At 63.7% G+C, this 22,077-nt stretch carries 20 protein-coding genes and 1 pseudogene; 8 read left to right on the plus strand and 13 right to left on the minus strand.

The annotated features are described in order from the left end of the window. Positions 1-627 (plus strand): CoA transferase subunit B, encoded by a 627-nt coding sequence (locus tag ACVOLS_RS12835; RefSeq protein WP_481545902.1) that lies wholly within the window; start codon positions 1-3, stop codon positions 625-627. A 65-nt stretch (positions 628-692) separates the two neighbouring features. Here ACVOLS_RS12835 and ACVOLS_RS12840 read toward each other — a convergent pair whose 3' ends face one another. Continuing rightward, positions 693-2,762 (minus strand): glycoside hydrolase family 99-like domain-containing protein, encoded by a 2,070-nt coding sequence (locus ACVOLS_RS12840; RefSeq protein WP_481545903.1) that lies wholly within the window; start codon positions 2,760-2,762, stop codon positions 693-695. Between the two features lie 125 nt (positions 2,763-2,887). On the opposite strand from ACVOLS_RS12840, the gene ACVOLS_RS12845 reads away from it, so the two are divergent. Further along, entirely contained in the window at positions 2,888-3,487 is a 600-nt protein-coding gene (locus tag ACVOLS_RS12845) for an alpha-ketoglutarate-dependent dioxygenase AlkB family protein (RefSeq protein ID WP_481545904.1), read from the plus strand. Here ACVOLS_RS12845 and ACVOLS_RS12850 read toward each other — a convergent pair. The 4 genes from ACVOLS_RS12850 to ACVOLS_RS12865 are packed head-to-tail and all read right to left on the minus strand — an operon-like array spanning position 3,441 to position 6,939. Beyond that, on the minus strand, positions 3,441-4,088 hold the full coding sequence (locus tag ACVOLS_RS12850; RefSeq protein WP_481545905.1) for an ABC-type transport auxiliary lipoprotein family protein: 648 nt from the start codon (positions 4,086-4,088) through the stop codon (positions 3,441-3,443). The genes ACVOLS_RS12845 and ACVOLS_RS12850 overlap by 47 nt on opposite strands. After that, positions 4,085-5,011, minus strand: coding sequence for an MlaD family protein (locus ACVOLS_RS12855; RefSeq protein ID WP_481534592.1), 927 nt, complete (start codon positions 5,009-5,011; stop codon positions 4,085-4,087). The genes ACVOLS_RS12850 and ACVOLS_RS12855 overlap by 4 nt, the downstream gene beginning before the upstream one ends. A 1-nt stretch (position 5,012) precedes the next feature. Next, positions 5,013-5,822, minus strand: a complete 810-nt coding sequence (locus ACVOLS_RS12860) for an ABC transporter ATP-binding protein (RefSeq protein ID WP_481545906.1) — start codon at positions 5,820-5,822, stop codon at positions 5,013-5,015. A 4-nt stretch (positions 5,823-5,826) separates the two neighbouring features. After that, the gene (locus ACVOLS_RS12865; RefSeq protein ID WP_481545907.1) at positions 5,827-6,939 is read right to left on the minus strand and encodes an ABC transporter permease; all 1,113 of its coding nucleotides are present in this window, start codon (positions 6,937-6,939) and stop codon (positions 5,827-5,829) included. An 83-nt stretch (positions 6,940-7,022) separates the two neighbouring features. Here ACVOLS_RS12865 and ACVOLS_RS12870 point away from each other — a divergent pair, with 83 nt between their 5' ends. After that, on the plus strand, positions 7,023-8,294 hold the full coding sequence (locus ACVOLS_RS12870) for a threonine/serine exporter family protein (protein WP_282266883.1): 1,272 nt from the start codon (positions 7,023-7,025) through the stop codon (positions 8,292-8,294). Between the two features lie 295 nt (positions 8,295-8,589). Here the strand turns inward: ACVOLS_RS12870 and ACVOLS_RS12875 are convergent. The 3 genes and pseudogenes from ACVOLS_RS12875 to ACVOLS_RS12885 form a co-directional block, all read right to left on the minus strand. Continuing rightward, positions 8,590-8,967: pseudogene (locus tag ACVOLS_RS12875) on the minus strand (H-NS histone family protein); the annotation flags it as partial. A 175-nt stretch (positions 8,968-9,142) separates the two neighbouring features. After that, on the minus strand, positions 9,143-10,837 hold the full coding sequence (locus ACVOLS_RS12880; protein WP_481545908.1) for a proline--tRNA ligase: 1,695 nt from the start codon (positions 10,835-10,837) through the stop codon (positions 9,143-9,145). Positions 10,838-11,137: 300 nt separating this feature from the next. Continuing rightward, positions 11,138-11,527, minus strand: coding sequence for a DUF4124 domain-containing protein (locus ACVOLS_RS12885; protein WP_481545909.1), 390 nt, complete (start codon positions 11,525-11,527; stop codon positions 11,138-11,140). 82 nt (positions 11,528-11,609) lie between these two features. On the opposite strand from ACVOLS_RS12885, the gene pssA reads away from it, so the two are divergent. Genes pssA through rimI form a run of 3 tightly spaced genes read left to right on the plus strand, consistent with a single transcriptional unit; the run spans position 11,610 to position 13,350 of the window. Continuing rightward, a complete protein-coding gene (gene pssA / locus ACVOLS_RS12890) occupies positions 11,610-12,389 on the plus strand; it encodes a CDP-diacylglycerol--serine O-phosphatidyltransferase (RefSeq protein ID WP_481537978.1) in 780 nt (259 codons plus the stop codon). Positions 12,390-12,445: 56 nt separating this feature from the next. Further along, positions 12,446-12,868, plus strand: a complete 423-nt coding sequence (locus ACVOLS_RS12895; RefSeq protein ID WP_481545916.1) for an alanine acetyltransferase — start codon at positions 12,446-12,448, stop codon at positions 12,866-12,868. Beyond that, positions 12,865-13,350: a ribosomal protein S18-alanine N-acetyltransferase gene (gene rimI / locus ACVOLS_RS12900; protein ID WP_481545910.1), complete on the plus strand. Its 486-nt coding sequence runs from the start codon at positions 12,865-12,867 to the stop codon at positions 13,348-13,350. Before ACVOLS_RS12895 ends, rimI begins: the two co-directional genes overlap by 4 nt. A gap of 12 nt (positions 13,351-13,362) precedes the next feature. Here rimI and ACVOLS_RS12905 read toward each other — a convergent pair whose 3' ends face one another. From ACVOLS_RS12905 to ACVOLS_RS12925, 5 genes are all read right to left on the minus strand, one after another. Next, positions 13,363-14,187 carry an EamA family transporter gene (locus ACVOLS_RS12905; RefSeq protein ID WP_481545911.1) on the minus strand — a complete coding sequence of 275 codons (825 nt, stop codon included), beginning with the start codon at positions 14,185-14,187 and terminating at the stop codon, positions 13,363-13,365. 416 nt (positions 14,188-14,603) lie between these two features. Beyond that, positions 14,604-17,429, minus strand: coding sequence for a valine--tRNA ligase (locus ACVOLS_RS12910; protein ID WP_481545912.1), 2,826 nt, complete (start codon positions 17,427-17,429; stop codon positions 14,604-14,606). 31 nt (positions 17,430-17,460) lie between these two features. Continuing rightward, a complete protein-coding gene (locus ACVOLS_RS12915; RefSeq protein WP_481513769.1) occupies positions 17,461-17,649 on the minus strand; it encodes a YqaE/Pmp3 family membrane protein in 189 nt (62 codons plus the stop codon). A gap of 12 nt (positions 17,650-17,661) precedes the next feature. Continuing rightward, entirely contained in the window at positions 17,662-18,087 is a 426-nt protein-coding gene (locus ACVOLS_RS12920) for a DNA polymerase III subunit chi (RefSeq protein ID WP_481545917.1), read from the minus strand. Positions 18,088-18,199: 112 nt separating this feature from the next. Beyond that, positions 18,200-19,672 carry a leucyl aminopeptidase gene (locus ACVOLS_RS12925; RefSeq protein WP_481545913.1) on the minus strand — a complete coding sequence of 491 codons (1,473 nt, stop codon included), beginning with the start codon at positions 19,670-19,672 and terminating at the stop codon, positions 18,200-18,202. Between the two features lie 105 nt (positions 19,673-19,777). Between ACVOLS_RS12925 and lptF the strand changes: the two genes are divergently transcribed. Both lptF and lptG read left to right on the plus strand, forming a co-directional pair. After that, entirely contained in the window at positions 19,778-20,863 is a 1,086-nt protein-coding gene (gene lptF / locus ACVOLS_RS12930; protein WP_481545914.1) for an LPS export ABC transporter permease LptF, read from the plus strand. Beyond that, positions 20,860-21,966 (plus strand): LPS export ABC transporter permease LptG, encoded by a 1,107-nt coding sequence (gene lptG / locus ACVOLS_RS12935; RefSeq protein WP_481545915.1) that lies wholly within the window; start codon positions 20,860-20,862, stop codon positions 21,964-21,966. Before lptF ends, lptG begins: the two co-directional genes overlap by 4 nt. The last annotated feature ends 111 nt before the right edge of the window (positions 21,967-22,077 follow it).

A 22,077-nucleotide genomic window follows, 5' to 3' on the forward strand; every position in this document is an offset into this window, starting at 1 on the left:
ATGGCCTGGACCCGTGACGAAATGGCACAGCGCGCCGCGCGCGAGCTGACCGATGGTGCCTACGTGAATCTGGGCATCGGCCTGCCGACCCTGGTGGCCAACCACATCCCCGAAGGCGTCGACGTGTGGTTGCAGTCCGAAAATGGCCTGCTCGGCATCGGCCCTTTTCCGACCGAAGCCGAGGTGGATGCCGACCTGATCAACGCAGGCAAGCAGACCGTCACCGCGCGCGCTGGTGCCAGCTACTTCGGCAGCCACGATTCGTTCGCGATGATCCGTGGTGGCCACATCAACCTGGCCATCCTTGGCGCGATGCAGGTCACCGACAAGGGCGATCTGGCCAACTGGATGGTGCCGGGCAAGATGGTCAAGGGCATGGGCGGCGCGATGGATCTGGTCGCCGGCGTGCAGCGCGTGGTGGTGCTGATGGAGCACACCGCCAAGAGCGGCGAGCACAAGATCCTGCCGGATTGCACCCTGCCGCTGACCGGCGTTGCGGTGGTTGATCGCGTCATCACTGACTTGGCGATCTTCGATGTGACCGCTGATGGACTGGTGCTGGTGGAAGCCGCGCCGGGTGTCAGCGATGAAGAGCTGAAGGAAAAGACCGGCGTGCCGTTCCGCTGAGCGTAGTGCTGTTGTCTTCCGGCGACCCGTTGCGGGTCGCCGGAGCCATTGGATACAACTGCCGGCTATCCGCGCTTTGCGTATGCATATGGCACCGAGCTGTCAAAGGGAATGCCCAGCAGCTCGGCAGCTGTAGTCTGGCGATATCCGGCATCGCGCACGGCGAGGGAGAATGTCCGCTCTACTGCATGCGCCAACGTGCCGTCCACCTGCCCCTGTTCTGATTCGAACATCGACGGTGCCAAATGCGTGTCCAGTATTGGCCTTAGTGCCTCGGTGCGCACCCAGAACATGCTTCCTGATACGAAGGTATCAACATCAACATCAACCTCTGGCGTCCTGATTCCAAATTGCGTCAGTAGCGAAAGCACTTTGTTCTTGTTTGCACCCCAGTAGAAGCTCAGCGGGTGAACGTGTCCTTCCGGCGCAACCAAGCCGAGGTCTGGCTCGGATTGGAAAGAGCGCAGGATTGCCGATGCCCGTTCCGGCGCGATCAGACGCTCGGTCAGCTCCTTGCGCCACTGTCCGCCATCATCGCGGTGAGTGGAGCGCTTGGTATGCAGTTTGAGTATCAGTTGCTCGCCTTGTTCCAGCAGGTCGTTGGCTACATGAAGGAATGGCAGAATGTCCCTGCCATGGTTCGGGAATACATGGATTTCTGCCTCCGCCCCCAATTTGCCGCAAATGGACTGGACCTCCATTTCATGCGATGGATCTGTGGTTACCAGCAGGCGCCAGGTCAGTTTGGTAGCGCGCAAGGCTTCGAGAATTTCGCCAAGAATTTCCGGGTACCATGCGTGGATGACAGCACAGGGGCGAATTGGTGAAGGAGCTGGTTGCGGGCAAAGGGCACTACGTGTTGCCTCGAGCCAGGCGTGCCCCAGGCGTGCATCCGGTTCAAGCACGGCCCCTTCAGCCCATTCGTTCCAGGCATTGATGAAAATGAAGCGATTGTGCGATGGAACATCCGCAAGCCTTTCGTGAATGGTGCTGCGCAACCAATCGCGGTAGCCACGCGGGGATGCATGCAGGTAGATCCTGCCGTTCCCTGAGCGGCGAGCTTCATTGTCCCAGCCTGGGTTCACTCCGGGATAGAGCGGGTAGTCTGGCAACGGGCGCTGGGCGATCTGCTTGGCAAGTTGGCGCCAGTCGCGGACATCGCCGCGGAAGTCAGGATTGATCAGCCACTGATCACCTGAGATCTGCTGGGGGTTGCTCATGTTCGGGGGGAACTCGACCGCTGCATCAAAGCCGATCTGCCGAGGGTCGGGGCGTTCAAAGCTTTGCACGTAGGCCAGATGAATCTCGCCTACGCCATTCTCAAGGCACCAGTCACGCCAACGCTTGGCAGTCGCATTCGGGTCGGGCAACAGGCCTGGTCGATAGATCAGCAGCATCGGTTTGCCATTGACTTTCACTGCCCGTCGATCGCGAAGATACGGCGCGATATGGGCAATGAACGCGATATCGTCTTCGGCACTGTGCTGCTGTTGCATCAGGATGTCTTCATCGCGGCCATCCCAACGCCTGGCCCAGCTCTCATTGGCCCAGCAGAGGCAAAACGAAAGATCGATGCTGTCATCCGCCAGCCATTGGCGCAGCGGTTGCTCCATCAAGGTTCTGCCGCCGAACCAATAGAAGTAAAAGCAGAACGCCGAGATGCCGTATTCATGTGCAAGTCGCGACTGATCCCGCATTACCTGCGGGTTACGCAGATCGTAGAAGCCTAGGTCGGCAGGCAGGCGAGGTTGCACGTGACCCTCGAACTGCGGCAACGCTCGGGTGACATTACGCCATTCGGTAAACCCCTTTCCCCACCAGGCATCGTTTTCCGGGAAGGTGTGGAATTGGGGGAGGTAGAATGCGATCAGGTTCGCTGGCAGGGATGATGGCAGTGTTGAATCGCGGTGAGCGACATGACCGATGGCTGGTTCATCTGCTCGTCGGTATGCGCGGATCTTGGCTGCTGTGTCGCCATTCTCAGCATGACCCTTCGGTGGTGGAGGGGCTAGGCGTACATAGGCTTTCATCAGCGCTGCGCGCAGTCGATCACGCCGGCCTTCACTCAGTGGCAACGCACGGAATGCGTTGCGCAGGAGCAAAAATACGGAATTCCGCAAGCGCATGCCGTTCATTGGAACGCTCTCTCAGGCCGGTAGCGATTGGGAAGCATTGAAGGTCCGAGTAGGGGCACTGTAGGCATTTTCGGCTGTTGCGACACTTCCGGCAAATGGCCATGCCGTCATGAAGCGCGAGAACGATGAGTTTATTGCCCGATATTCATGCAGATATCCTTCATGTGCCCGGCTGGCTTGGGCAGGAACAGGCCGGTGCGTTGCTGCAACAGATGCCGTCTTTAGCCTGGAGTGTGCACCGCATACGCATGTTCGGGCGCTGCTTGGACTCACCGCGCCTGAGCTGCTGGATGGGTGATGCGGACGCGCATTACCGCTATTCGGGTGCGGATTTCGCTCCGCATCCTTGGGTCCCTGCCGTGCAGAAAGTGCGCGAACAGCTGCAGCAGGCATGTGATCGCCGCTTCAACAGCGTGCTGCTCAACCGTTACCGCGATGGCCGTGACAGCATGGGCTGGCATAGCGATGACGAGCCTGAACTTGGGCCGACGCCGTTGATCGCCTCGCTGAGCCTTGGGGCACCGCGGCGCTTTCTACTGCGGCGTCGGGATGCTCCTGCGCAGAAGTTCGAATACCTGCTCGGTCACGGCGACCTGCTGCTGATGCGCGGGCATTGCCAGCGCGACTATCAGCATGCGCTGCCCAAGACCGCGCGGGTGTCGGGCGAACGCATCAATCTCACTTTCCGCCAGATCGCAGCTGTGCCGCATCGCGCTGGCCGCTGAGCAGGGTCCAGCCGATCAACTCGTTGCTGGTCTTGTTCAACGCGGTTTCGAAGGCGGCAGCCACGCTGCTGATCTCGGCACTGGCGGCCGGTTCGGCGACGACGAAGGTGCGGGCGGCAACCACGCGCTGGTCCAGGCTGTGGATGAGTTTTGCGTTGAGCTCGATGGTGGCCGCTGGCACTTCGCCGCCGCGGTAGTCCGATTCGAAGCGGCGCAGGTCGGTGGTCAGCTTGTAGTCGGAGCGGATGCCGGTGGCAATGCGTGCAACCGCATCGATCTTTCCCGAGTCCTCGAAGCCACGCAGCAAGGTGTCTTCCAAGATGTCGGTGGCCGGCTGCGCCCATGTGGCGCCGCGGTAGACCTCCAGCTCACCCGGCGTTGGCCGCACGTTGATGCGCGGGCTGTCGATCAGGCGGGCGGCGCTGGGTTTGGCAATGGCCAGCTGCCAGCTGACCTGCGGCCAGCCGGGATCGGCCTGCACCCTGACTTGAGGTGCATAGATGGTGATGGACTGGCGGTCGCCGCCGGCCAATACCGAGCAGCCGGCCAAGGCCAGCAGGCAGACGGGTGCGAGCAGCTTGATCAGGGAAATGCGCTTCATTTGGGTTCGAACTCCTTCGGGGCGTCGCGGCCGAGCAGGTAGCGCGCCGGGTTGTTCTCCAGCCGGTCACTGACCCGGCGCAGGTCGCGGATCAGGCCGCGCAGTTCGGTCAGGGTCGGGCCGAGCTGGGCCAGACCGTCGTTGGCGAAGCTGTTGATGGCCGCGCGGTTCTCGCCAAGGATGGCGTCGGCATTGCCGGCGGCCGAGTCGAGCTTGGCCAGGCTGGTATCAAGCTTGTCCATCGTTGCCGGCAGTTCCCGCAGCACGTTCTCGTCCAGGTTCTTGATGGCGCCGTTGGCCGAGCCGAGGGTGACGTTGAGGTTGCGCGCCGCATCGCGGGCTTCCACCAGCAAGGCCTGGGTGCCTTCGTCGCGGTCGGCCAGGCCGCCGCTGATGGTTTCCAGGTGGGCCAGGGTGGTGGTGATCTTGCGGACGTTCTCATCGCTGAGCAGTTCGTCCATGCGCTCGACCACGCGGTTGGCGACATCGGTGATGTTCTGCAGTGCCGACGGTGAGGTTGCGATGGTTGGTACCGGTTCCTTGCTGACCGCGGTCAGTGCGGCGGCCTGCGGGGTGCCGCCACTGAGCTGGATGATCGACGGTCCAGTCAGGCTGGTGATGGCCAGCTTGGCGCGGGTGTCGGTCTTCACCGGGGTGGTCGAGTTCAGCCGCAGCTTGGCCACCACCTTGCGCGGGTCATCCGGGGCCAGGGTCAGCTCGGTGATCGAGCCGACCGCGATGCCGTTGTATTGCACGGGGCTGCCCACCGACAAACCGGTCACCGCCTCGGTGAACACCACCCGGTATTCCTGCCAGGTGCGGTCGGAGGAGTACTTGGCCGCCCATAGTCCAAAGGCGAGCAGGGCAACGCCGATGAGCAGGGTGAAGGCACCGATCAGGACGTAGTTGGCTTTGGTTTCCATATCAAGCGTGCTCGTGCTGGAGGCCGCGCGCGGCGCGGGCGCGGGGGCCGTGGAAGTATTCGCGTATCCACGGATGGTCGAGTTGTTCAATCTCGGGTAACGGAGCGTTGGCGATGACCTTGTTGTCGGCCAACACCGCGACGCGGTCGCAGATGGCGTAGAGCGTGTCCAGATCGTGGGTGATCAGGAACACGGTCAGGCCCAGCGCTTCCTGCAGGGTCTTGATCAGGCGGTCGAATGCCGCCGCGCCAATCGGGTCGAGTCCGGCGGTAGGTTCGTCCAGGAACAGCAGCGGCGGGTCCAGCGCCAGCGCACGGGCCAGACCGGCGCGTTTGCGCATGCCGCCGGAGAGCTGCGAGGGCAGTTTGTTGATGGCGTCGGCGGGCAGGCCGGCCAGCTTCACCTTCAACAAGGCCAGCTCGTAGTGCCAGCGCTCGCTGAGTTCGGGGTGATGCTCCTTCAGCGGCACCTGCACGTTCTCGCCAACCGTCAGCGAGGAGAACAGCGCGCCGTCCTGGAACAGCACGCCGGTATTGCGCTCGATGCGCAGGCGGTCGGCCGGGTTGCCCGAGCGTGCATCCACGCCCAGCACTTCAATCTGTCCGGCGTCTGGCGTGCGCAGGCCGAGGATCGAACGCATCAACACCGATTTGCCGGTGCCCGAGCCGCCGACCACGCCGAGGATCTCGCCCCGCCGCACGTCCAGGTCCAGGCCATCGTGCACGGTCTGGCTGCCAAAACGATTGAGCAGCCCGCGCACGCGGATGGCCAGCTCGTTGCTGTCGGTGGTGGCATCTTCCATCGCGCTCATCGCCTCACCACCCCATGTGCATGAACCACAACGCGGCCAGCGCGTCGAGGATGATGACCAGCGAGATCGTCTGCACCACGCTGGAGGTGGTGCGTTCGCCCACCGACTGTGCCGTGCCTTCCACCTTCAGGCCTTCCAGGCAGCCGATCAGCGCGATGATCAGCGCGAACACCGGTGCCTTGGACAGACCGACCAGCATGTGCCGCACCTCGATGGTGTCGTGCATGCGCGCCAGGTACATCTGCGGCGGGATATCCAGGTCGAAGGCGCCCACAGTAACGCCACCTGCCAGACCGGCGATCATCGCCACAAAGGTCAGCAGCGGCAGCATGATCAGCAGTGCGACCACCCGTGGCAGCACCAGCAGGTCGATCGGGTCCAATCCGAGTGTCTGGATGGCGTCGATCTCCTCGCGCGCCTTCATCGCACCAATCTGCGCGGTGAAGGCGCTGGCGGTGCGGCCGGCCAGCACGATGGCGGTGAGCAGTACCGCGAACTCGCGCAGGAAGGCGATGGAGACCAGCTCCACCACGTAAATCTCCGCGCCAAAGTCGCGCAGGATGGTGGAGCCGAGGAAGGCGATCACCGCGCCCACCAGATACGACAACAGGGCCACCAGCGGCACCGCGTTCAGCCCAACCTCTTCCATCTGGTTGACCGCGGCGGTGAGCCGGAAGCGGCGGGGCTGGCGGAACAGCCGCGTCAGCTTGGCCAGGTTCTCACCGAGGAAATTGACCAGCACCACGATATTGCCCGCAATGGCGTGCACCGAGCGGCCGAGGCGATCCAGGGCCGCCGCCACCCCGAAGTCACGTTGTGGCTTGGGTCGCTCGTCGGCGACTTCCTCGATGGTGCAGACCAGCGCCTGATGGTCGGCCCGGAACTGCAGCGCATCGTCCTGCAGCCCCAGCTTGTGCGCGTAGCGCAGCAACAGCAGTACGCCGGCTGAATCCAGCCGGTCGATGGCGCGCGCATCGATACCGGTTACGGTCCCGGTCTGGGCATGCAATACCTCGCTTGAGCGCAGTGCGGTCGCCAAGGTCCAATTGCCGGAAAGCCTGAGTAGGCCGTCCGCATCGGGGGGCAGAACGCAATCGGGCGGGGGAATGTGTTTCATGGTGACCATTGGTTACGGAGAATAACCTGTCCGCGCTTCAAGCCAGATGAGTATTTCATCCGCTTCAGGTGATACTAGCGGTCATGTCTGCCGAAACCCTTGCCGCTGCCCCGGCCACCGCTTCCAATCGCGCTACCTACGCGCAACGTGTGGCCTTCGTTTCGGAGATGGCCGGGCGTCTGCACAGTTATGGCACAACCGCCCAGCGACTGGAGGCGGCGGTGGTGGCGTTGGCGCAGCAACTGGATCTGGACTGCGAGCCGTGGTCGAACCCGACCGGCTTGATTCTGAGTTTCAGCGACCCGACCCGGGCGATTGGTTCCAGTGATATCACCCGCGTGATCCGTCTGGGCCCTGGCGATACCAATCTTCACAAACTGGCGATGGCCGACCAGATTGCCGATGCGGTCTCCGCCGGGCAGATGTCGATCGCGCAGGGGCATACCGCACTGCGCCAGCTCGACAAGGATGGCGGGCTGCGCAGCAAGATACAGCTGCTGGCGTCGTTCACCCTGGGCTCGGCCGGCGTGGCCGGTTTGTGGCGGCTGCCGTGGCTGGATATCGCCACCGCTGGCATTACCGGTCTGCTGATCGGCTTGATGCTGTTCTATACCGACCGCCGCGTCGCCACCCGTGAGGCCGGCGAAGCATTGGCAGCCTTGCTGGCGGGTTTCGTGGCGGTGCTGGTGGCCAGTTTCATCGGGCCGCTGAACATGAACTCCACCATCATCGCTTCGCTGGTGGTGCTGTTGCCGGGCATGGCGCTGACCAACTCGGTCAATGAGCTGGCCAGCGGGCATTGGGTATCGGGTACGGCGCGCTTCGCCGGTGCGCTGACCACCATCATGAAACTCACGGTAGGCGCGATGATCGCGGTGACCATCGCCAATTCCATCGGTCTGGAACCGATCATCCGTGCCTCGCGGCCGCAGTCCAACTGGGTGGAATGGGGCTCGGTGCTGGTGGCCTCGTTTGCCTTTGCCATGCTGTTCCGCGCCAGCAGGCGCGATTACCTCTGGGTAATGGCCGCCTCGGTCGCCGGTTATGCGATTTCCCGCTATGGCGGGCAGCAGTGGGGCGCGCCGGCCGGTATCTTTCTGGCGGCGATGACGGTGACTGCCGCTGGCAATCTGTTTGGACGCATCGTCCAGCGCCCGGGGGCGATCATCCGCCTGCCCGGCATCATCATGCTGGTGCCCGGTAGTACCAGCCTGCGCGGTGTATTGAGCCTGATCCAGCAGCAGAATGTGAGTGCCGGCGAATCGGCGCTGCTGACCGTGGTCAATGTGGTGATGGCGCTGGTGGCAGGTCTGTTGTTCGGTAATCTGCTGGTGCCGGCGCGCAAGAATCTGTAATTGCTGCAGGCGCTGCCGAGCTTATTCGAGTGGCGCTGCCAGTTGCAGTGGCGCAGGCTGCTTCAGCCTGTGTAGCCGGGGAAACGCAGCACACCCGGAGCCGTTCGCGGATGGTTCGCTAGCTCAATCGAACCGAGTTCCCCCGCATGCGCTGCGCTTGTCCGGGAGACTTTGTTGTTGGCATGGCCAGCGAATGCCGACAATAAACAATTTGTAATTACTGCGAATACAGGAATGCAATAAGAAAACGCCGGCAAACTGCCGGCGTTTTGTAATGCCCATTCCAGATTGATTACTTCTGGATCAGGAAATCTTCAACCTTGCGACCTGCCTTGGTGTGCTCTGCCAGCCAACGCGGCTGCTTGCCACGGCCAGTCCAGGTCTCAGCGGCATTGGCCGGGTTGCGGTACTTCGGCTCAACCTTGGGCAGCTTGCGGCCGGTCTTGGCGGCGCCCTTGCTGGCCTTGGCGCCACGCGGGGCCTTCACTGCAACGGCAGCGCCGGTGCCGAACAATTCTTCGACCGTATAACCAGCCTTCTTGGCGGCGGCGGCAACCAGGGCGCGGGCCTTGGCAATCGGCTGGCGCTTGGCGACAACGGTCTTGCGCTTCTGGGCGTCGCGGATCAGAACGGCCAGTTCTTTGGCCGACAGCTGGGACAGATCGATACTCATCGAATAACTACTCCGGATAATGGGGTTGGGGGTGTATGCCATTCCGTGGCAGCGCAGCAGAGCATACCGGGCTGGTTACGGTAATGACAGATTAATAGCGTTCTCGATGTTATCTGCAAATGAAAACGCCGGGACTATGTCCCGGCGCTATAAGCAGTTTCCCCAGTGATTAGGCTCAGCCGATGATCTTGCTGATCACCGTGGCCTGATCCAGATTTTCCGCTTCGCTGGCGCTGCGTGCGCGGTATTCAACCGTGCCTGCAGCCAAGCCACGCTCGGACACCACGATGCGGTGCGGAATGCCGATCAGTTCCATATCGGCAAACATCTGGCCCGGACGCAGGCCGCGGTCATCCAGTGCGGCATCCACGCCGGCGGCCTGCAGTTCGGCCAGCAGTGCCTCGGCTGCTGCAGTAACCGTCGAGTCCTGCTTCGGATTGATCATGCACACCACCGCCTGCCACGGGGCCATGCTGACCGGCCAGATAATGCCTGCGTCGTCGTGGTTCTGCTCGATGGCGGCAGCGACAATGCGCGATACGCCAATGCCATAGCAACCCATCGCCATCACCGCCGCCTTGCCGTTCTGGTCCAGCACGGTGGCTTTCAGTGCCTGCGCATACTGGCGACCCAACTGGAATACGTGGCCAACTTCGATACCACGGGTAATCTTCAATTCGCCGCCGTCCTGGGCCCGGTCGCCGGCCACGACGTTGCGGATATCGGCCACCTCCGGCTCGGCCAGGTCGCGGCCCCAGTTGACGCCGGCAATATGCAGACCTTTCTCATTGGCACCGACCACGAAATCGGCCATTGCCGCTACTTCGCGGTCAGCGACCACGCGGATCGCCTTGCGCGGGTTCAAGGGGCCGAGGAAACCCGGCTCGCTGCCGAGATAATCGGCAATCTCGGCCTCGCTGGCCATGCGGTAATCATTGAGGCCAGCAACCTTGGCCAGTTTGATTTCGTTGACTTCGTGGTCGCCACGGACCAGCGCCAGCACGAATTCATTCTCGGTGGTCATTACCGCAATCGATTTGACCGTACGCAGCAGGGCGATGCCCATCAGCGCGGCCACGTCTTCGCAGGTCTTCTGGGAGGGGGTGTCGATCCTGCGCAGTTCTTCGCTGGCGGCGGCGCGCGCTGCCGGGTCGGCGGCAATGGCGGCCTCCACATTGGCGGCGTAATCCGAGCCGGTGGAGAACACCAGTGCGTCTTCACCGGAATCGGCGATGACGTGGAATTCCTGTGAGGCATCGCCGCCAATTGCGCCGGAATCAGCCTGCACCGCGCGGAACTCCAAGCCCAGACGGGTGAAGATACGGGTGTAGGCGGCCTTCATGTTTTCGTATTCTGCGACCAGGCTGGCGTCGTCCAGATGGAAGGAATAGGCATCCTTCATCAGAAATTCGCGCGCGCGCATGACGCCGAAGCGCGGACGGATTTCGTCACGGAACTTGGTCTGCACCTGGTAGAAATTGACCGGCAGCTGCTTGTAACTGGACAGTTCCTGGCGTGCGAAGTCGGTAATGGCTTCCTCGGCGGTGGGGCTGTAGCAGTACTCCTGCTCCTTGCGGTCCTTGATCTTCAGCAACTGGCCACCGAACTTCTCCCAGCGACCGGTTTCTTCCCACAGTTCCTTGGGCTGGATGGTCGGCAGCTGCAGTTCCACCGCGCCGGCACGGTTCATTTCCTCGCGGACGATGGCTTCCACCTTGCGCAAAACCCGCAGGCCCAGCGGCGACCAGGTGTACAGGCCCGATGCCAGCTTGCGGATCATGCCCGCGCGCAGCATCAGCCGGTGGCTGATCAGCTCGGCGTCGGCGGGGGTTTCCTTGGTGGTGTGCAGGTGGAAGCGGGAAAGACGCATGGCAGGGGGCTTCGCAAAACGGACGATCCCCTATTTTGCCAGCCTTGCAGCCCAGTGCGCACGGCCACGAATGGGGTAGGGCGATCCTGGAGTGGCCTAGGTGTAGTGCCGGGCCATGCTCGGCGAGGACCTTCCGAGCGCGCCATCAACGCTGGGGGAGCTGTGTGGGAGCGGCGCAAGCCGCGAAGCCCGAGGACCAGCAGTTGTCGGCGTTTTTGCGGCAATCAGGGGGTTTCCGGCTTCGCGGCTTGCGCCGCTCCCATAGCCCACGCAAGCGCACAACCCAGCAGCCCTGAGGGCTTACTTCTTCGGTGCAGGCTTGCAATAGACCGCAGCGGCGGCCTCGGCGAGCTGCTTCTGCGCCGCGCGCTGGGCGTCATCCAGCGGAGCGCCCGGTTTGCCATCGGCACCAACGCCCTGGCTGACCGGGCCATTGCCGTTCAGCAATTCCAGATTCCTGCGTGCGCCCAGGCACTGCTCGGATTCGCCGGCGTCGGCCGCAGCCTCTGGTTCGGCGACAGAAGCTCCGCTGGCGGTGATGCGACGGGTTTCGAACTGCTTGCCGGCCGGTGGCCGCTCCGAGTACTGGGTAACGCCATTGGCGTCCTTCCACTTGTAGAGATTGGCGGCGCTGGCATTGGCAGCGGTGCTGAGCAGGAGCAGGCAGCAGAGGCGTGGCAGGGTGAGCATGGCAACTCCAGACACCGGAACAGGGCAGGCAGCGATTGCAGCACCCGGTGACGCGGCTGGCAAGTCGATTAAACTCTCCGGTATGGACGAATTGAGACCACCACCGCGTTCGCGCAGCATCTACCTGCTCCCGAACCTGTTTACCACCGCCGGGCTGTTTGCCGGGTTCTACGCGATCATTGCCGCCTCCAACGGGCAGTTCGTCCACGCCAGCGTCGCCGTGTTCGTGGCGGCAGTGATGGACGGGCTGGACGGCCGGGTTGCGCGTTTGACCGGCACCAGCAGCGAGTTCGGCGTGCAATACGACTCCCTGGCTGATCTGGTCAGTTTCGGCATGGCGCCGGCACTGGTGATGTACCACTGGGCCTTGTCCTCTCTGAAATTCGATGGCGACGTGCTGGGCCGCGTTGGCTGGTCGGCGGCTTTCCTGTATGCGGCCTGCGCGGCGCTGCGCCTTGCCCGCTTCAATACCCAGGTGGGCACGGTCGACAAACGCTGGTTTGTCGGCCTGGCCAGCCCGGCTGCGGCCGGTTTGATGATGTCCTTCGTCTGGGCCTTCGCCGATGGCGAGCTGGGCTGGAGCGGTGAGGAACTGCGCTATGTGGCCTTGGGCGTGACCATCGTGTCCGGCCTGTTGATGGTCAGCCGGATCCGCTTCTGGAGCTTCAAGGGTGGCAGCGAGAAGGGCCCGCGCTCGGAACGCGTACCGTTCGTGGTGCTGGCGCTGGTGCCGATCATCATTTCCATCGTGGTACTGGACCCGGCGCGCACCTTGTTGGCGGTTGGCGTGATCTATGCACTGTCCGGCCCGGTGATGTGGGCGCTGCAACGCTGGCGGCAGCCGGCCGGCAAGGTGCAGTGATCGGCTTCTCGCCCGAACCGGTGTGGACCGCCGAGCAGCAGGCATGGCTGCAGGCGATGGGCTACACCGTTTATCTGGAAGGCGGCGCGCTGGATGCGCCGCCAGCCGTGGCTGCGCCAGCCTTTGACACCGCTACGGTAGCGGTGGAGTTGGCAGCGCAGCCGCAACCTGCAGTGAACAAGCCGGTTGCTGTTGCCCCACCGCGTGACGTGGCCGCAAAGGCCCCGCAGGCACCGAGCACCGCACCGGCGCCGGTATTTGCTGCCGCTACAGCGGGTGGTGTTCGTCGCAGCGGCGGCCTGGGGATGCCCGACCGCCTGCAGATCGCCTTGTTGCGTGCTTCCGGCTGCAATCCCAATGAGCCGGAAACACGGGCGCTGATGGACAGCTGGCCCTTGGCCGAGCTGCGTGCCGATCCGGCCGCCAAGCGTGCCCTGTGGCCGCAGCTGCGCAGTCTGCGGCGGAAAGCACGGCAATGACCGCGCTGGGGTCGGTCCTGCGTCCCATGCATGAAGGGGATCTGGATGCGGTGATGGAAGTGGAGTTGCGCGCCTATCCATTCCCATGGACGCGCGGCATCTTCCAGGATTGCCTGCGTGCCGACTACCCGTGCCGGGTGTTGCTGCAGGATGACGGGATCGTCGGCTACGCCGTGCTCAGCATTGCCGTCGATGAAGCGCACGTACTCAATGTCTGTGTTGACCCGCTGTGTCAGTCGCGTGGTCACGGCCGGCGTCTGCTGCGCGAGTTGGTGCGGGTTGCTCGGCAGCGTGGTGCGTTGCGCGTGTTCCTGGAAGTGAGGCCATCCAATACCTCGGCCATCGCGCTGTACCACAGCGAAGGCTTCAACGAGATCGGTCGCCGTCCGCGTTACTACCCGACCGCGAACGGGCGCGAAGATGCGCTGGTGATGGCGATGGAGCTGGTGGACGACGACATCAGCGTGATGCCGCCGCTCTGAGTTTCGTCTGGTTTACGTCAACCGCAACAGCACGACACCAGTGATGATCAGTGCTGCGGCGAGCAGGCGTTTGCGGCTGATGTGCTCTTTCAACAACAGCGCCGAGATCAGTAGGGCGAACAGGATCGAGGTTTCGCGCAGCGCGGCGATCACCGCGACCGGCGCGATGGTCATCGCCCATAGCGCGATTGCATACGACGCCGTGGTGCCGATACCGCCGACCAGTCCGCGCTGCCAGTTGCCGCGTAGATAGCTGCCCAGCTGCTGGCGACGGGCGAACAGCGCCCAGATCGGCAACGGCAGGCCGGACAGCAGGAACAGCCACAGCGTGTAACTCAAGGCGTTGCCGGACAGGCGCGCGCCCTGTGCATCGACGAGGGTGTAAGTGGCGATGACCACGGCGATGCACAGCGGCAGGCGGGTGTTGCGGGCGGTGCTGCTGCCGGCCATGCACAGGATGCCGGCGCTGATCAGAGCGATACCGCTCCATGCGTTGGCGGACAGGTGTTCGTTGAACAGCCAGGTGCCGGCGATGGCGACCAGCAACGGCGCGCAGCCGCGCATCAGCGGGTAGGACAGGCTCATGTCGGCGCTGTGATAGGCGCGGGCGACCAAGACGTAGTAGCCGGTCTGCAGCATGGCTGATGCGGCGAGCCAGGGCAGGCTGGCTGCGGCGGGGGCTGGCAGCCAGGGCAGGGCGATGGCGGACAGAACTGCAGCCCAACCGGTGACCAGAATCGTGGTCAGCAGCTTGTCGCCGCCGAGTTTGACGATGGCATTCCAGCTGGCGTGGAGCAGGGCGGCGAACAGGACCGCGCAGAAAATGCCGAGGGACATTGGGTTCTGTTGTTGGGGTGCTGGGGGAGGGTAGCTGGGTTTGGGAGGTATTGGTGCTGCGGGGAGGTAAAGTCCAAGGCCAAAAGCCAAAAGCCAAAAGCCAAAAGCCAAAAGCCAAAAGCCAAAAGCCACTCATCCGCCCTGCTGGGCAACTTCTCCCGCCCGCGGGAGAAGGGACTGCAGTGATTCTTGCAGCGTCGTGAACTGGGCGTACGATCAAGCTCAAGCACAGGAAGCAGCTTGCACAGCGATCCCGCAGAAGTGCATGGCGCATTGCACTCCCTTCTCCCGCGCGCGGGAGAAGTTGCCCGGCAGGGCGGATGAGGGGGCTCTTCGCTCGCTGCTCTTTGATTCTCAACGCACAAAAGAAAACGCCGCCCGAAGGCGGCGTTTTCCACAGCAGCAACCAACAAGCCTTACAGCTTCGCGCGCTGTTCCTGCAGGCCGGCCAACTGGCTGTTCCAATCGACCAGGCGCACGCGCTCCTGCTCGACCACCGCCGCCGGCACCTTGTCGGTGAACTTGGACAGTTTGACCTCGCTCTTCTCCTTTTCCGAAGAAACGCGGGCGATTTCCTTGTCCAGGCGCGCACGCTCGGCGTCCAGGTCGACCAGGCCTTCCAGCGGCACCAGCAGCTTCAGCTCGCCAACAATGGCGGCCGCAGCCGGCGGCGTCTGTGCATCAGCAGCCAACCAATCGATGCTTTCGAGCTTCAGCAGGAAACGCAGCTGCGAGGCGAAGCGGTCGAGGCGGCTGCGGTCAGCAGCTTGTCCGCCCTGCAGCAGCAGACGCACCTGCTTGGACGGCGGCACGTTCAATTCGCTGCGCACGCGGCGCAGGGCACTGACCATGGTCTTGAACCATTCCACGTCGACTTCGGCCTGCGCGTAATCGCCGGCAAACTCTTCCGCGGTTGGGTAGGCCTGCAACGACAGTGACTCGGCGTTGATGCCAAGACGCGGTGCCACCTGCTGCCACAGTTGCTCGGTGACGAACGGGGTCAGCGGATGCAGCAGGCGCAGTACCGCTTCCAACACGTACAGCAGCGTATGACGCGTGCTGGCCGCATCCTCGGCGTTGTCACCGTTCAAGGCCGGCTTGGTCAGTTCCAGGAACCAATCGCAGAATTCGTTCCAGACAAACTCGTACAGCGCCTGCGACAACAGGTCGAAGCGGTAGTCGGCGTAGTGCTGCTGTGCTTCGGCCGAAACCTTGGCCAGGCGTGCAAGGATCCAGCGCTCGGCATCGGTGCGCGGCATCGGTACGCCGGTGAAGCTCGCGCCCTCGGTGTTCATCAGGGTGAAGCGGCTGGCGTTCCACAGCTTGTTGCAGAAGTTCTTGTAGCCCTCGGCGCGGCTCATGTCGAACTTGATGTCACGGCCGTGGGTGGCCAGCGCGGCGATGGTGAAGCGCAGCGCGTCGGCACCGTGGGCGATGATGCCGTCCGGGAATTCCTTGCGCGTGGCCTTCTCGATCTTCTCGGCCATCTTTGGCTGCATCAGACCGTGGGTGCGCTTGGCAACCAGGTCGTCGATGCTGATACCGTCGATGATGTCCAGCGGATCGAGCACATTGCCCTTGGACTTGGACATCTTCTGGCCCTGGCCGTCGCGGATCAGGCCGGTGATATAGACGTCCTTGAACGGGATCTGGCCGGTGAAGCTGTCGGTGGCCATGATCATGCGGGCCACCCAGAAGAAGATGATGTCGAAGCCGGTGATCAGCACGTTCGACGGCAGGTAGCGCTCAAAGCCGCGCTCGGCCATCGCCGCTTCGTTCGGCCAGCCCAGGGTGGAGAACGGCCACAGCTGCGAGGAGAACCAGGTCTCCAGCACGTCGCTGTCCTGGGTCAGCACCACGTCGTCGCCCAGCCCGGCCTTGGTGCGGGCATCGGCTTCGTTGCGGCCGACGTAGCAGTTGCCGGCTTCGTCGAACCACGCCGGAATGCGGTGGCCCCACCACAGCTGGCGGCTGATGCACCAATCCTGGATGTTCTCCATCCAATGGCGATAGGTGTTGATCCAGTTGCCCGGCACAAACTTGATGCTGCCGTTCTCGACCAGTTCGAGGCCGCGCTTGGCCAGCCCGTCCATTTTCACGAACCACTGGTCGGTGAGGTAGGGCTCGATCACCTGGCCGGTACGGTCGCCACGCGGCACCTGCAGCTTGTGCGCCTTGGTCTCGACCAGGATGCCCAGGTCTTCCAGTTCGGCCAGGATCACCTTGCGCGCTGCGTAGCGGTCCAGCCCCTGGTACTGCTGCGGGGCGTTCTCGTTGAGCGTGGCGGTGGTGGTGAACAGGTTGATCATCGGCAGGCTGTGACGCACGCCGACCTGGTAATCGTTGAAGTCGTGCGCCGGGGTCACCTTGACCACGCCGGTGCCGAACGCCTTGTCGACGTAGTCGTCGCCGATCACCGGCACGCTGCGGCCGGTCAGTGGCAGGGTCACGCTCTTGCCGATCAGGTGCGCGTAGCGGCTGTCTTCCGGGTGCACCATCACCGCGGTGTCGCCCAGCAGGGTTTCCGGACGGGTGGTGGCCACGACCAGATAGTTGCGGGTTTCGCGCAGGGTCTCGTTGCCGTCGGCGTCCACTTCGACGTGCTCATAGCTGGCACCGTCGTTGAGCGCATAGGCGATCGACCACATGAAGCCGTCTTCTTCCACGCTCTCCACTTCCAGATCGGAAATGGCGGTCTTCAGTACCGGATCCCAGTTGACCAGGCGCTGGCCACGGTAGATCAGGCCCTGCTCGTGCCAACGGAGGAAGGACTCGATCACCGCCTCGCTCGGGCCCGGATCCATGGTGAAGGTGCTGCGCGACCAGTCGGCCGAGGTGCCGAGGCGGCGCATCTGGCCCTCGATCACGTTGCCCGAATGCGCCTTCCACTCCCACACCTTGTCGATGAAGCCATCGCGGCCCAGCGAGTCGCGGGTTTCACCCTTGCCTTCCAGCGCCAGGTTGCGGCTGACCACCATTTCGGTGGCGATGCCGGCATGGTCGGTACCCACCTGCCACAGCGTGTCGTAGCCACGCATGCGGTGGTAACGGATCAGCGCATCCATCAGCGTCTGCTGGAAGGCGTGGCCCATGTGCAGGGTGCCGGTGACATTCGGCGGCGGCAGCAGGATGGTGTAGGGCTCGCCCTTACCGGACGGCTTGAACAGGCCGGCTTTTTCCCACGACTCGTAGAGCGCGGTTTCAAAGGTTTTCGGGTCGTAGCTGGAGGCGAGTTGGGTCATGCGGGGAAACCGGAAAGAGCGAGGGGAGGGATCAGCGCGCCAATGCGCGCTTGATCTTCTGGTCGGTGTGGTACTGGCTGACCGCGTATGCAGCCCAGATGGCGGCGGGCACCCAGCCGATCAAGGTAATTTGCAGGATGAGACAGACAATGCCGGAAATCGGACGGCCAATGGTGAAAAAGGCCAGCCACGGCAGCAGGATGGCAATCAGCAGGCGCATGCGTGTAGTCCCTTACATGTCGTATTTGTTGAGCGTGTAGTTGGCGGCCTTGTACTGACGCCAACGCTCACGCAGCGGTTCACGTGCGGCCGGGTCGGCCGGTACTACTTCCAGCACGCGGTCGCAGGCACCCAGGTAGGGCTCGTCGCGCAGGTTGATCACCAGCGGACGTTCTGGTGCTTCGGCGCCAGGCGTGGCGATCAGCACGATGGACTCTTCCTCGTCCACATCCTCACCGATGATCTGGTGCGGGATATAGGCGTCGGGGTCGAACGACCACAGCAGTTCGTCCAACTCCTCGGCCTGGGCCTGGTCGCGGGCCAGTACCAGCGTGTACAGGCCGCCATCGTTGGCCTTGCGCGCCAGTTCGCACACCAGCTTCAGTGGCTCGGTGAGAAAGCGCGGCTTGGCAATCAGGTAGAAGTCGGCACGCATCAGGTCACGGGAAGTTGGGGTACAGGGTTGTAAAACCGGGGTAAGAGTCGGGGCTGGCCGGGTCAAACCCCTACTCTGACCCCGGTTTCCAACCCCGGTTTTGTCCAGAACTTGCTTAGGCCACGCGATCCAGCAGCCACTGGGTCAGCAGGCCGACCGGGCGACCGGTGGCCATGCCGCGCTTGCCTTCATCGCTGGCCACGCCGGCGATATCCAGGTGCGCCCAGCGCTGGCCTTCGGTGAAGCGCGACAGGAAGCAGCCAGCGGTGATGGCGCCGGCCCAACGGCCGCCGATGTTGTAGACGTCGGCGAAGCTGGAATCCAGCATGCCCTGGTACTCGTCCCACAACGGCAGGCGCCAGGCGCGGTCGAACACGTTTTCGCCAGCGGCGGTCAGTTCGTTGGCCAGGTCGTCGTGCTTGCTCATCAGGCCGGCGGTCTGGTGGCCCAGGGCCACCATGCAGGCGCCGGTGAGGGTTGCTACGTCGATCAGTGCAGCCGGCTCGAAGCGCTGCGCATAGGTCAGCGCGTCACACAGGATCAGGCGGCCTTCGGCGTCGGTGTTGCCCACTTCGATGGTCTTGCCCGACATCGAGGTGATCACGTCGGATGGGCGGTAGGCGTTGCCGTCGATGGCGTTTTCCACTGCCGGCACGACCACCACCAGGTTCAACGGCAGCTTGGCCTTGACCGTGGCGACGAAGGTGCCGATGACGTTGGCGCCACCGCACATGTCGTACTTCATTTCCTCGATGCCACCCTGGGTCTTCAGGTTGACGCCGCCGGTGTCGAAGGTGATGCCCTTGCCGACCAGCACGTAGGGCTTGGCGTCGCCGCCGTTGCTCCACTTCAGCACCACCAGCTTCGGGCGGTTGGCCGAGCCACGGGCCACGGCCAGCAGCGAGCCCATGCCCAGCGCTTCCATCTGCGCTTCGTCGAGGATCTCGGCGTCGGCACCGTCGTGCTCGGCGGCGAACTTGACCGAGGATTCAGCCAGGTAGGCCGGGGTGCAGTAGTTCGGCGGCAGGTTGCCGAGTTCGCGGGCGTATTCCACGCCGGCGGCAATGGCCTGGCCCTGCAGCAGTGCGGTTTCGTCGTTGCTGGCGATGGCCAGCGACTCCAGGCCCGGCGCTTCCGGCTTCTTCTTGCCCAGGGTGGCGGTATAGCGGTAGCTGGCGTGGTTGGCGGTGATCACGGCCTGACGGACGTTCCAGGCGGCGTCACGGCCGCCCACTTCCAATTCGTTCAGGGTGAACAGCGCGCTGCGGGTGTTGCCGCTCTTCAGGGCGCGGGCGGCGTCGCCAGCGGCCTTCAGATACTGCACCACGCCGAATTTGGCCGGGTCGCCCAGGCCAACCACCAGCACACGGGCGGCGCTGACGCCGGCCAGATCGTGCAGCAAGGTGGTGTTGCCGGTCTTGCCGCCAACATCGCCGCGCTCGATCAGGGCGGCCAGACGACCACCGGACGCCGCGTCCAGGGCCTGTGCGGCCGGGGTCAGCGACTTGTCAGAGAAGGCGCCAACAATGACGCAATCCACCTCGGCGGAGACCGGGGCGGCGTGGTTCAGGGTGAATTCCAGAGACATTGATCAGATTCCGTTGCCAAATCCGTACAATCGCAGGCTGTATACGCAAGGCCATCGAGGCCGGGCGTTCTGCGGACTAAACCGAGAGTTTAAACCACCGACCCTATGGCGAAGCTTGACCGCTACCTTCTGAGTGACTTCCTCCAGAGTTTTCTGGCCACTTTGACCGTACTTCTGGTAGTCAGCATGGGCGGTGTGCTGGTCGACATCCTCGGCCGTATCGCCGATGGCCGCATCCCGGCCGGCCTGATGCTGTCCCAGCTAGGCCTGCAGTTCATCGTTTACCTGCCCATCATCCTGCCCCTGGCGCTCATGCTGGGGCTGGCCCTCTCGATCGCGCGGCTGTACCGCGATTCAGAAATGGCGGTGCTGACCGGCGTTGGCGTCGGCCCCAAGCGCCTGCTCAAGCCGATCCTGCTGTTGACGGTGCCGGTGGTCGCGCTGGTTGCGGGTTGCTCGCTGTGGTTGGGGCCCTGGGCCGACCGCAACGCCGAGCGGATGTTGCAGGAAGCCAGTCGCAGCATGGTCGTGGCCGGGCTGGAGCCGGGCCAGTTCACCCCGTTGTCCGGAGGCGGCATTGTTTACCTGTCGTCAATGACGGGCGACGGCACCAAGATGGGCAAGGTGTTCATGCAGCGTCAGAAGGAAGGACGTATCGACGTGGTATCGGCAAACAGCGGCGCGATGTTTTTCGAAGGCGAGCGTCAGCGCTATCTGCGCCTGGAGGACGGCTATCGGGTCGAAGGCCCGGAGAGCGGGACCCTGGGCTACCGGCTGATGCGCTATGCGCGCAACGAAGTGGCCCTGCCGGACCGCGAGGAAGTGCGCGACGAGAATGATCCGGAAATGCTGACCACCCGCCAGTTGCTTGGCGATGACCGGCCGGAGGCCAAGGCCCAGCTGCACTGGCGCATCACCCCGCCGTTGCTGGCGCTGGCGTTCGCCCTGCTGACCTTGCCGCTGGCCCGCAGCGCACCGCGCCAGCAGCGTTACGGCCGCATCATGGTCGCGTTCCTGGCCTATACGGTTGGCGTGAGCCTGAGCATTCTCGGCCGCCAGTGGCTGGCTGCGGGCAAGCTGCCGGTGGATGCCGGCATGTGGTGGTTGACCTTGCCGTTGTTGCTGCTGGCGCTGTGGCTGTACTTCCGTGATGGGCGTTTGAGTCGCCGCCGTGCGGGAGCAAAGGCATGAGGTTGCTGCCGCGGATTCATGACGTCTATGTAGGCCGTACCGTGCTGCTCACGGTGCTGGTGGTGTGGATGGTGCTGTTGGGCCTGGACGCGATCATGGCCTTGTCCGGCGAGGCCGGGAAAATCGGCCAGGGCCATTACAGCTTCGGCCATGCCTTGGCCTGGGTGGCGTACACCTTGCCGCGTCGTGCCTACACGCTGTTTCCGATGGCTGCGGTGATTGGCGCACTGATGGGCCTGGGCCAGCTGGCGGCGACTTCCGAATTGACCGCACTGCGGGCGATTGGCCTGTCGCGGCGACGGATTGCGGTGTCGGTGGCGATTGCGCTGTCGCTGCTGACCGCATTGATGGTGGTCAATGGCGAAACCCTCTCGCCCTGGGCGCAGAGCCGCGCCGATGCCTTGAAGGCCAGTGCGCGTTTCAACACCGATATGGCCACCGCCCGCTATTCGGGCCTATGGGCGCGTGAAGGCGACACCTTCCTCAACGCGCTGACCGGCGAAGAGCAGCTCAGCGCCGACGGTCAGTCGACCTTGCTGCTGCATGACGTGCGCCTGTATCAGTTGAGTGAAGACGGGCGCTTGCTGAGCCTGACCTACGCCAAGATCGCACGCCACGACAGTCAGGGTTGGGTGTTGGAAAGCGTGCGCCGCGATACCTTCGGCGAACGCTCGGCCGCGCGTGAGGAGCTGCCCAGCGAAAAGTGGGCCTCGCAGTTGGATGCGTCTGCGCTGGCTTCCGGCTTGGCCAAGCCGCGCAACCTCGGTGTCGGCGAGCTCAAGACCAGCATCGACTACCGCAAGCGCAATGGCCTGGACGCGCGCGAGTACGAAGACACCTATTGGGGGCGCTGGTTCTACCCCTTGAACGTGTTGGCGCTGTGCCTGGCCGCGGTGCCGTTCGCGTTTGGTTCGCTGCGCAGCGGTGGCATGGGCAAGCGCCTGTTCCTGGGCATGCTGTTCGCATTGGGCTTCCTGCTGTTGCAGATGTTCTTCGGGCGCATGGCCGGCGCACTGAAGTTTGACTACCGCATCGCCTATGCCTTGCCGCCGTTGATGATGCTGGGCATCTCCGCCTGGTTGTCACGACGACGGGTGGGCTGATTTGTGTAGTGGGCGGGCGAGGGCAGCCCGCGGGGGGTGCGGGGTGCGGCGGCCACCCGCGGGCGGGAACGGTCAAGTAAAGGATGATGTGGTGTGACGTTATCGCACCGG

Source organism: Stenotrophomonas sp. STEN038 (assembly GCF_056759895.1).

Bases quoted from the DNA above. Each gene is read 5' to 3' on its own strand.
- ACVOLS_RS12860 (WP_481545906.1), bottom strand. From the start codon at position 5,822: ATGAGCGCGATGGAAGATGCCACCACCGACAGCAACGAGCTGGCCATC.
- ACVOLS_RS12850 (WP_481545905.1), bottom strand. From the start codon at position 4,088: ATGAAGCGCATTTCCCTGATCAAGCTGCTCGCACCCGTCTGCCTGCTG.
- ACVOLS_RS12865 (WP_481545907.1), bottom strand. From the start codon at position 6,939: ATGAAACACATTCCCCCGCCCGATTGCGTTCTGCCCCCCGATGCGGAC.
- ACVOLS_RS12910 (WP_481545912.1), bottom strand. From the start codon at position 17,429: ATGACCCAACTCGCCTCCAGCTACGACCCGAAAACCTTTGAAACCGCG.
- ACVOLS_RS12885 (WP_481545909.1), bottom strand. From the start codon at position 11,527: ATGCTCACCCTGCCACGCCTCTGCTGCCTGCTCCTGCTCAGCACCGCT.
- lptG (WP_481545915.1), top strand. From the start codon at position 20,860: ATGAGGTTGCTGCCGCGGATTCATGACGTCTATGTAGGCCGTACCGTG.
- ACVOLS_RS12835 (WP_481545902.1), top strand. From the start codon at position 1: ATGGCCTGGACCCGTGACGAAATGGCACAGCGCGCCGCGCGCGAGCTG.
- ACVOLS_RS12870 (WP_282266883.1), top strand. From the start codon at position 7,023: ATGTCTGCCGAAACCCTTGCCGCTGCCCCGGCCACCGCTTCCAATCGC.
- ACVOLS_RS12880 (WP_481545908.1), bottom strand. From the start codon at position 10,837: ATGCGTCTTTCCCGCTTCCACCTGCACACCACCAAGGAAACCCCCGCC.
- rimI (WP_481545910.1), top strand. From the start codon at position 12,865: ATGACCGCGCTGGGGTCGGTCCTGCGTCCCATGCATGAAGGGGATCTG.
- ACVOLS_RS12840 (WP_481545903.1), bottom strand. From the start codon at position 2,762: ATGAACGGCATGCGCTTGCGGAATTCCGTATTTTTGCTCCTGCGCAAC.
- ACVOLS_RS12845 (WP_481545904.1), top strand. From the start codon at position 2,888: ATGAGTTTATTGCCCGATATTCATGCAGATATCCTTCATGTGCCCGGC.
- ACVOLS_RS12905 (WP_481545911.1), bottom strand. From the start codon at position 14,187: ATGTCCCTCGGCATTTTCTGCGCGGTCCTGTTCGCCGCCCTGCTCCAC.
- ACVOLS_RS12895 (WP_481545916.1), top strand. From the start codon at position 12,446: ATGGGCTACACCGTTTATCTGGAAGGCGGCGCGCTGGATGCGCCGCCA.
- pssA (WP_481537978.1), top strand. From the start codon at position 11,610: ATGGACGAATTGAGACCACCACCGCGTTCGCGCAGCATCTACCTGCTC.
- ACVOLS_RS12855 (WP_481534592.1), bottom strand. From the start codon at position 5,011: ATGGAAACCAAAGCCAACTACGTCCTGATCGGTGCCTTCACCCTGCTC.
- ACVOLS_RS12915 (WP_481513769.1), bottom strand. From the start codon at position 17,649: ATGCGCCTGCTGATTGCCATCCTGCTGCCGTGGCTGGCCTTTTTCACC.
- ACVOLS_RS12925 (WP_481545913.1), bottom strand. From the start codon at position 19,672: ATGTCTCTGGAATTCACCCTGAACCACGCCGCCCCGGTCTCCGCCGAG.
- lptF (WP_481545914.1), top strand. From the start codon at position 19,778: ATGGCGAAGCTTGACCGCTACCTTCTGAGTGACTTCCTCCAGAGTTTT.